This window comes from Kitasatospora sp. MBT66 (assembly GCF_000710405.2).
GTDB lineage: Bacteria > Actinomycetota > Actinomycetes > Streptomycetales > Streptomycetaceae > Kitasatospora > Kitasatospora purpeofusca.
The window spans coordinates 31,471-41,243 of record NZ_JAIY01000025.1 but is presented as its reverse complement, the minus strand read 5'-3'; the positions used below and the strand labels follow the sequence as shown (position 1 = coordinate 41,243).

At 72.4% G+C, this 9,773-nt stretch carries 4 protein-coding genes; 3 read left to right on the top strand and 1 reads right to left on the bottom strand.

Annotated elements, in window-relative coordinates:
• On the top strand, positions 1-5,249 hold a 5,249-nt coding region (locus tag BI06_RS55350), incomplete at its 5' end, for a DNRLRE domain-containing protein (protein ID WP_051743073.1).
• A gap of 111 nt (positions 5,250-5,360) precedes the next feature.
• Entirely contained in the window at positions 5,361-5,840 is a 480-nt protein-coding gene (locus tag BI06_RS44750; RefSeq protein WP_043478799.1) for a hypothetical protein, read from the top strand.
• Positions 5,841-5,959: 119 nt separating this feature from the next.
• Here the strand turns inward: BI06_RS44750 and BI06_RS44745 are convergent, their stop codons facing one another.
• Positions 5,960-9,154: a M28 family peptidase gene (locus BI06_RS44745; RefSeq protein WP_043478796.1), complete on the bottom strand. Its 3,195-nt coding sequence runs from the start codon at positions 9,152-9,154 to the stop codon at positions 5,960-5,962.
• Between the two features lie 279 nt (positions 9,155-9,433).
• On the opposite strand from BI06_RS44745, the gene BI06_RS55775 reads away from it, so the two are divergent.
• Positions 9,434-9,773, top strand: a 340-nt coding sequence (locus tag BI06_RS55775) for a helix-turn-helix transcriptional regulator (protein WP_206743657.1), incomplete at its 3' end; no start/stop codon positions are given.

Genomic DNA, 9,773 nt, shown 5'->3' with positions numbered 1-9,773 from the left:
ACTGGAACACCGGCCCGATCGCCGACGCGCTGATCACCAAGGCGACCCTGTCGCTGTACAACTTCCACTCCGGCAACAGCGACTGCCTGCCCTACACGTGGGAGGTCTGGGACACCGGGCTCGCCTCCACCGCCTCCCGCTGGACCGCCCAGCCGGCCTGGAACAGCAAGAAGGCCACCTCCACCGAGACCAAGGGCCGCGACGCCTGCGGCGGCGACGGCTGGATCAACGCCGACGTCACCAACCTCGTCCAGACCTGGACCTCGGCCAAGAACACCACCTCCGGCATGGGCCTGCGCGCCCCGGACGAGGTCTCCACCAAGTACTGGAAGGAGGTCAACTCCGCCAACGCCGCGAGCAACGTCCCCAAGCTGTCGGTGACGTACAACTACCGTCCGCGCACCGGCACCGACCAGCAGGCCGGTTCGCCGTTCTACAAGGACACCGCCGGCACCTGGTGGGTCAACTCGACCACGCCGACGCTGCGCGACACCTTCGTCGACCCCAACAACGACAAGGTCGACGGCACCTTCCAGATCTTCGACAACGTCACCAACGCGCAGGTCGGCAATGTCCTGGTGTCCCCGTACGTGCCGAGCGGTCAGCCCGCCTCGGTGACCGTCCCGGCCGGGCTGCTGGCCAACGGCAAGACGTACCGGTTCCGCACCTCGCCCTACGACGGCCTGCACTACAACAACAACTGGTCGGCCTGGGCCTACTTCACCGTCGACACCTCGGCGCCCTCCGCGCCGACCGCGATCACCTCGACCGACTACCCGTCCGGGCAGTGGGTCAAGGGCGCGGGCCAGAGCGGTGTCTTCACCGTCACCCCGCCGAGCGGCGACCAGAGCGGCCTGGAGTGGTCGCTCGACGGCACCACCTGGACCGAGGTCGCCACCAACGGCGCCACCGGGCCGGTCGCGCTGACCGTCACCCCGGCCAAGGCGGGCACCAACACCCTCCAGGTCCGGGCCACCGACCGGGCCGAGAACAAGTCCGAGGCCCTCTCCTACACCTTCCAGGTCGGGGCCGGCGGCGTCACCGCGCCGAACGAGGCCACCCGCACCGCCGCCCGCGTCCCGCTCGCGGCCGAGGCCGACGGCGCCAAGTACACCGCGGTGGCCTTCTCCTGGCGCCGCTCCGACGCCGACGCCTGGACCACCGTCCCGGCCGCCGACGTCACCAACGCCGGCACCCCGCTCACCGCCTGGCCGGTCGCGCTGACCGCCGGCAAGAGCCCCGCCCTGGTCTGGAACGCCGCCGCCACCGTCAACCCGGACGGCCCGGTCCAGCTGCGCGCCGACTTCACCGGCCCCAACGGCGCCGCCGTCTCGGCCGAGCCGGTGCACGTGGTCGTCGACCGCAAGGCCGACGGCGCCACCACCACCCAGGCCGGACCCGGCACCGTCAACATGCTCACCGGCGACCTCACCGTCAGCACCACCGACGCGTCGTTCTTCGGCATGACGGTCAGCCGCACCCACTCCTCCCGCGACCCGTACGCGGCCGCCAACCAGACCGGCCGGGCCGCGATCTTCGGCCCGGGCTGGCTGTCCGGCGTCGGCGCCGACTCGCTCGGCACCGGGTTCACCGAGATCCGCCGGACCTCGGCGACCTCGCTCGACCTGGCCGCCGGCGACGGCACCTCGGTCGGCTACACCGCCAACGCGGCCGGCAACGGCTGGGTGCCGGAGCCCGGCAGCGAGCACCTGACCCTCAAGGGCTCCTTCGCCTCCGGGGACTTCACCCTCTCCGACACCGACGGCGCCGTCCTCACCTTCGCCAAGGCCGACCCCGCCGCCACCACCTGGACGGTCGCCACCAGCCTGATGGACGGCCTGTCCGACACCACCAGCAGCATCGTCAACGAGACGGTCACGGTCGGCGGGAAGACGCTGACCCGCCCGCGGATGCTGATCGCCCCGACCACCGCCGTCCCGGCCGCCACCTGCTCGGCCGACCCGACGGCCAAGGGCTGCCGCCTCCTGCAGCTGGTCTACGGCGCCGCCACCACCGCCACCGGCACCACCGACCCGGCGACCTTCGGCGACTTCGCCGGCCAGGTCAGCGGCATCAAGCTCTGGGCCACCGCGCCCGGCGCCGCCAACGCCACCGCCACCGACGTCGCGGCCTACCGCTACGACAGCACCGGTGCGCTGCGCCTGGCCTGGGACCCGCGCCTGGGTACCTCCTCCACCACCCGGTACGACTACGTGACCGGCGGCGGCGCGGCCGGCGCCCTGGACGCGGTGCTGCCCCCGGGCGTCACCGGCGGCTACCACATGGCGTACGGCAACGTCCCCGGCACCGCCGCGGCCGACGAGGGCATGCTGACCAAGGTGTGGACCAGCACGCTGGCCCAGGGCACCACCGCCACCGTCAACGGCACGGCGACGACCAGCTACGTCTACGGCGTCCCGCTGACCGGCACCAAGGCACCCGAGAACCTCTCGGCCGCCGCGGTCGCCGGCTGGGGCCAGACCGACCTGCCCACCGACGGCACCGCCGTGTTCCCGCCCGACCAGGTCCCCGCCTCCGCCAACGGGGCCGACCTCGGCGCGGGCGACTACAACCGCGCCGTCATCGGCTACCTGAACGCCTCCGGGCAGCAGGTGAACTCCGCCGCCCCCGGGCACCGGATCACCACCACCGAGTTCGACCGCTGGGGCAACCAGGTCCGCAGCCTGACCGCCGCCAACCGTGAACTCGCCCTCGGCTCCGGCACCGGCGCCCAGGCGAAGCTCGCCGACCTCGGCATCGACACCCTGCCCTCCGCCGAGCGCGCCGCCCTGCTGTCCACCACCACGGTGTACAGCGCCGACGGCCAGCGCGAGACCGAGGCCCAGGGCCCGCTGCACCGCGTCACCCTGGCCACCGATGCCGTCTCGGGGGCGACCGTCGTCGCCAACGGCGGCAGCCAGGTCGTCGCCCGCACCCGGACGACGAAGACCTACGACGAGGGCCGCCCGACCGACGGCACCGCCAAGGTCAGGGACCAGGTCACCACCACGGTGACCGGCGGCTGGCTGCGCGCCTGGCCGGACGTCTTCACCGAGCAGCGCAGGGACACCACCGGCTTCGACTGGGCGCTCGGCCTGCCGACCCGCACGGTCCAGGACGCCGGGGGCCTCGCGCTCACCACCGTCACCGGCTACGACGCCAAGGGCCGCACCGTCTCCACCTCGCTGCCCGCCTCGACCGGCTCGGACGCCGGCACCACCCTCACCACCTACTGGACCGCCACCGGCACCGGCCCCTGCGCCGGCCGCCCGGAGTGGGCCGACATGCTCTGCCGCACCGCCCCGGCGGGCGACATCACCGGCGGCGGCTCCAACCCGGCGCAGACCGTGACCAAGACGGTCCAGTACGGTCTGTTCGGCCAGATCGCGCAGACCGACGAGACGGCCAACGGCTCCACCCGCACCACCGTCATCACCCCGGACGCGGCCGGTCGCGCCGCCTCCACCAGCGTCACCGGCGGAGTAGGCGCCACCGTGCCGGCCGTGACGGTCAGCTACGACCCGGCCAACGGCAAGGTCACCCGGCAGACCTCCGCCACCGGCGGCACGATCAGCCAGGCCTACGACGCGCTCGGCCGGCTGGTCTCGTACACCGACGCCGACGGCGGGGTCACCACCACCGAGTACGACGCGCTGAACCGGCCGGTGAAGACCACCGACAGCGTGCCGTCCACCACCACCTACGGCTACGACACGGCCGTCGATCCGCGCGGCACCCTCACCTCGGTCACCGACTCGGTGGCCGGCACCTTCACCGCCCGTTACGACGCGAACGGCGCCCTCGCCACCCAGGGCCTGCCCGGCGGGTACACCCTGACGGTGGGCCAGGACCCGTCCGGCGCGGCCGTCAACCGCACCTACACCAAGGACGCCGACGGCACCGTCGTCATGGTCGACGGCATCACCGAGACCGTCCACGGCCAGTGGGCCACCCACACCGGCACGCCCGGTGTGACCGCGGCCCAGACCTTCGGCTACGACGGCGCCGGCCGGCTGGTCAACGTGCAGGACACCTCGGTCGACGCGGTGTGCGTCAACCGGGCCTACACCTTCGACCGGAACACCAACCGCACCGCCCTCGCCACCGCCACCGCCGCCCGCGGCCTGGCCTGCACCACGGCGGGCGCCACCACCCGGACGTCGGCCTACGACAGCGGGGACCGCCTGCTGGACGCCGGCTACGCCTACGACGCGTTCGGGCGCACCACCACGCTGCCCGGCACCGCCCTGGCGTACTTCGCGAGCGACCTGGTGCAGCAGCAGACCACCGGCGCCTCCCGGCAGACCTGGACCCTCGACGCCAACCAGCGCCACCGCGCCTGGACCGCCGAGACCAACAGCGCCGGAACCTGGACGGCCACCGCCGCCCGCGTCAACCACTTCGCCAACGACGGCGACGGCCCGCGCTGGATCACCGAGGACTCGGCCGGCAACGTCACCCGCAACGTCGCGGGACCGGGCGGCGAGCTGGCGGCGACCACCGCGCGGACCGGTGCCACCAGCACCGTGCTGCAGCTCACCAACCTGCACGGCGACGTCGCGCTGCGGCTCCCGCTGGACACCGCCGTCGCGCCGACCGTGCTCGACCACGACGAGTACGGCAACCCGCGCGCCGGCCAGCCCGCCGTGCGCTACGGCTGGCTCGGCGGCCAGGTCCGCTCGGACGAGACCCCGAGCGGCCTGACCCTGATGGGCGTGCGCCTGTACAACCCGGCCACCGGCCGCTTCCTGTCCACCGACCCGGTGGCGGGCGGCAACGCCAACGCCTACGAGTACACCCACGGCGACCCGCTCAACCGCTACGACCTGGACGGCCGCTTCGACTGGCGCCGCCACTACGAGGAGGCCAAGGCCTGCGGCCGGCTCGGCATCTGGGGCTGCGCGTTCGCGACCACCATCTCCGGCATCGCGCTGAAGATGACCGGCGGCGGCGCCCGCAACAACGCCACCCGGCACTTCATGTGGCAGTCCGCGCTGACCTTCTTCTTCGGCTACTACGCGGCCAAGCGGATCGGCGACGCGCACGAGTACGGTGAGAAGTGCCCGCGCAGCGGGCGGTGCGACACCGACATCGACAAGCACAACAACTCGGTCGCCCGGAACTTCGCCAGCAGCTGGGGCGGCTGGCGGATGATGTTCGTCTCGTACGTCTGGTACGGCCTCTACGGCCTGATGTACAACCTGCGGGCCTACGGCCGCTACTACTACGACGTGGGGGTGCTCTGGTAGGCCTCCGCTGAGAGACGGGGACGGCGTACGCTCCGGCGTGCGCCGTCCCGCCCTCTCCGTCCCTCCCTCTCCGTCCCGCCCTCTCCGCCCCGCCCACGAACCGGAGTCCCCGTGACCGCCCCCCGCCGGACCCTGGCCGCCACCGCGGTCCTCGCCGTGCTCGCCCCCCTCGCGGCCGCCGGGTGCGGCGTCCTCCCCGGCGCCGACCGCTGCGGCGGGCAGCAGCCGCGGCTCACCGCCCTCCAGCACCTGGACGAACTCGCCCTCGCCCCCGACGGCTCGCGGCCGCTCGACGGCCCCGAGCCGGACGCCGAGTGCGTCGACGGCGACGGCGAGAACATGCTGACCGCCGGACTCACCTACGGCTACCCGGACACCATGGCCCCGGTCCACGCGTACTACGCGGCCGAGCTGCCGGCCCGGGGCTGGACGCCCCGCCGCACCGAGGTGGTCGGCGACAGCTGCTACGGCCGGGAGACCGCCGCCGGCGCCACCCTGCTGCGGATCAGCGGCCCCAAGCTCGGCCAGCCCAACGGGCGCTACCTGCTGACGGCCGAGGCCGCGATCGAGGGTGAGCCCTCCTGCGCCTGAGCGCGCACGCCCGGCTGCCGTCCGGGCGTGCGCGCACAAGCGGCGGTGCCGCGGTCCGTCCCCCTCGACGAACCGCGGCACCGCCTTTTTCATCCCGTCCCGGAGACGATCCGGTCCGCTCAGATCGCCTGCCAGAGGGCCGGGACGATCGGGGGCTCCCAGCCCACCTGGGCCGTGTGGCCCTGGAGGCACCGGTAGCTGATTCCGTTGTAGGTGACGGTGTCACCCGCCTTGTAGGTGGTGCCCGCCGCCCAGGTGCCGTTGCCCGGGCCCGGGTCGGAGGTGACCACCAGCGAGTAGCTGCTGGAGTGGGAGACCGAACCGGTACCGGTCACGACCAGGTTGTAGGTCGTGGCGGGGACCGACGCGGCGACCGAGATGTTCAGCGTCGCGGAGCCGCCCGACTGCACCGAGGCGGGGCTGACGGTGGCGGTCACACCGGCCGGCGCGCCGGTGACCGTGAGGTTCACGGTCTGGGCGGTGCCGGAGGTGGTCGCGGTGTTCACCGTGGCGCTGGTCGACTCGCCCGGCTTGACGCTTCCGGTGGCCGGGTTGACGTTGACCGAGAAGTCGTTGCTGGGCACCGGGCCGCTGCCGACCGAGGTCTTCCACAGCGTGTAGGCGACGCCGTCGGCGCTGCGGTCCAGCACGGTGGCGTTGATGTTGCTGGTGGTGTCGCAGGCGGAGTGGTAGCAGGAGTCGTACGCCCGGTTCGCGGTGCCGCCCCACTTCGCCGCCTGGTTGGCGGTCTTGGTGGCGCTGGCGCCCGCCGCGTAGCCCGAGGTCGGGATGCCGGCGGACTGGAACGAGGCGTCGTCCGAGCGGCCCTGGCCCTCGACGTTCTCCTCCGGCTGGAGGTTCAGCGAGTCCCAGTAGGCCTTCATCGGCGCCGAGGTGGCGGAGTTGACGTTGTTGATGAAGTAGCCGGCGTTGGGCGAGCCGACCATGTCGAAGTTGTAGTAGCCCTTGATGGCGCTGCGCTGGGTGGAGCCCAGCTGGCTCACGTAGTACTGCGAGCCCTGCAGGCCCTGCTCCTCACCGGTCCACCAGGCGAAGCGCACGTGGCGGGTCATGGTGGGGTTCTGCTGGGCCAGCGCGAGCGCGGTCTCCAGCAGGACGGACGAGCCGGAGCCGTTGTCGTTGATGCCCGGGCCGGCGCTGACGCCGTCCAGGTGAGCGCCGAACATGGTGACCTGGTCGGCGGGGCCGCCCGGCCAGTCGGCGATCAGGTTGTTGGCGCTGTACGTGCAGGAGCCGCAGGTCTGCTCGCTGACCTGGTAGCCGGCGGCGACGAGCTTGGCCTTCACGTAGGCCAGCGACTGGCTGTAACCGGCGGTGCCGGTACGGCGGTTGCCGCCGTTCTGCGAGGCGATGGTGTTGAGCTGGGCCAGGTGCGCCTGCACGTTGGCGACGCTGATGTCGGGCGCCTGCCCGGTGGGGCCGCCGCCGCCGACCGTCAGCGTGTACTGAGCGGTGTGGGTGGTCTGGCCGGTGCCGGTGACCGTGATGACGTAGCTGCCGGGCGCGGTGGTGGCGCTGGTGGAGACCGTCATCGTCGCGTTCGTCCCGGACTGGATCGAGGCCGGGTTGAAGCTGACGCTCGCGCCGCTCGGGGCGCCGGAGGCGGTGAGGTTGACGGTCTGGGCGCCGCCCTGGGTCACCTGGGTGACGACCGTCGTGGTGGCCGAGGAGCCGGCCTGGACGCTGCCGGCGGTCGGGTTGGTGCCGATCGAGAACTCCGGCCCGGTCGGGCCGTCGCACTTCGGGTCACCGGTCTGGGCGGGCACGCTGACCGCGTCCCAGGCCGCCTTGGTGCGGTTGAACAGGTTGCAGGAGGGGTCGAGGCTCTTGGCCGCGGTCAGGGTGGTGGTCCGGTACTTCTTGTAGGTCATGCCGCTGGTCTTGAGCAGCATGCCGCCGTAGAAGACCCGGCCCGCGTCCTTGATGCCGACGCCGGTGACCGCGGAGCTGTTGCACGTCGGGCTGGTGGGCTTGCCGCCGCCCGGGTTGGAGCCCTCGGCGAGCAGGTAGAACCAGTGGTTCAGCGGGCCCGCGGCCGCGTGCACCTCGGTGCTCGGGATCGAGGAGGAGTAACAGTTCGGGTCGCCGTTGACGAGCGAGGGGTTGGCCATGTTGCGGATCGGGCCGCGGCCGACCAGGTTGATCATCTCGCCGACGGTGTAGTCCGGACTGTCGTACGGGGAGGGCTCGTTGGCGTACGCCTCGGTGAGCGCGCCGAAGATGTCGCCGGTGCCCTCGCCCAGGCCGTTCTCGTTGTTGGCGCCGCCGGGGGTGTACTGGTCGATGCCGTGGCCGAACTCGTGGCCGACGACGTCGATCGAGGAGATCCACTCGTTGGCGTTGTTGTGGCCGATGGAGACCGAGGAGCCGTCCCAGTAGGCGTTGACGTCGTTGAGACCGACCTTGACCGGCCAGCTGCCCCCGGTACCGTTGTGGCCGTTGCGGCCCAACCAGTCCTTGAGCATGTCCCATTCCTTCTGCGCCGCGAACATGACGTCGCCGCAGCCGGTCTCCTTGCTGGTGGGGCTGCCGTTGCCCCAGGAGTCCGAGGACTTGGTGAACACCTGGCCGGTCGCGTTGTCGGCGCAGGTCAGGCCGGGCCGGCTCGGGTCGCGCAGCGAGTAGCTGCTGCCCGAGCCCGTGGTGCTGATGGTGACCGGCGCCGGGCCGTTCCACTTGCTGTTGACGGTCCCGGCCCGGACGTCGTCGTAGCTGTCGACGACCTCGCCGTTGCGGGCGTCGACGAAGACGTGCAACGTGCTCGGGGCGCTCGCGGTGCGGCCGGTGAGCACGGTCTCCCAGGCGAGCCGCCCGGTGCCGTCCTTGACCCGGACGACCAGCCGGCGGGACTGCACGCCGTCCACGGTGGCCAGCTTGGTGCGGGCGGTGCGCTCCGCGTTGGCGGCGCTGATCAGGGCGGTGGTGGGCACGCCTATCGCGCCGGTGTTGGCGGACTGGGAGCCGTGCACCTTGCCCTGACCGTCGGCGATCACGACGGCGTCGCCGCCGACCACCGGCAGGCCCTTGTAGGTGCGCTCGTAGGCGACCGAGTAGAGACCGCCCAGCCAGGGGGTCACGGACTGGCGCTCGTAGGTCTCGCCGGGGCCCTTGGCCAGGGCGTCCAGGCCGGCCGCGGCCGCCTGGTCGGCGGCGTTCACGGCGGCGGCGAGCGCGCTGGGGGGTGTCGGCGCGGCCGCACCCGCGGCGGCGCCGGCCTGTCCGACCGCGGTGGCGGTCAGCATGCCGGCCAGGACGGTCAGGGTGGTCCCCGCCGTCAGCAATCTGCGTTTCATTCCGAGGCTCCTCGAACGTGGGGGTGCCCGACCGCGGACGGTGCGCCGGAGAGGCGCTCACCGCAGGACGCTGGGGGGACTGGATCTGTGGCGTCCGCGCTCGGGTGCCGGAACCCTCACACGCCGTCATGGCACGGTCAACGGGCTGGACGCGCGGAACGGGCGGTTGGCAAGTTCCGTCAAGTGCTGTCCGCTCGCGTCAAGGAGCCTTCGGAGCAAGGGAGCTGACGGTAGAAAAGCCGTCCGAGCAGGTCGGGGCGCTCGGAGAGGTCGAGACCGGTGGTCCATGAGGTAGAGACCAATGGAGAGGAGAGGTTGAGACCATCCTGTGGAGAGGTTGAGACCAGAGCGCGGAAGTGGTTGAGACCACATCATGTACGGCGGGGGTCCTCGTCCAGTACCGTCCTCCTCAGCGGACCTCTCCCACCGGAGGGCCCGGAACGCACTCGGGAGGGCAGCCCCGTGCACCGCAACCGGGCGGCGACCACGCCCGTCGAGGACCACCTCTGGCAGGCCTTCGGTCTGCGGCTGCGCCAGTGGCGCCGCCGCGCCGGACTGACCCAGGCCCAGCTCGGCGCCGAGATCGGCTACGACCACACCGCCGTCAGCAAACTGGAGC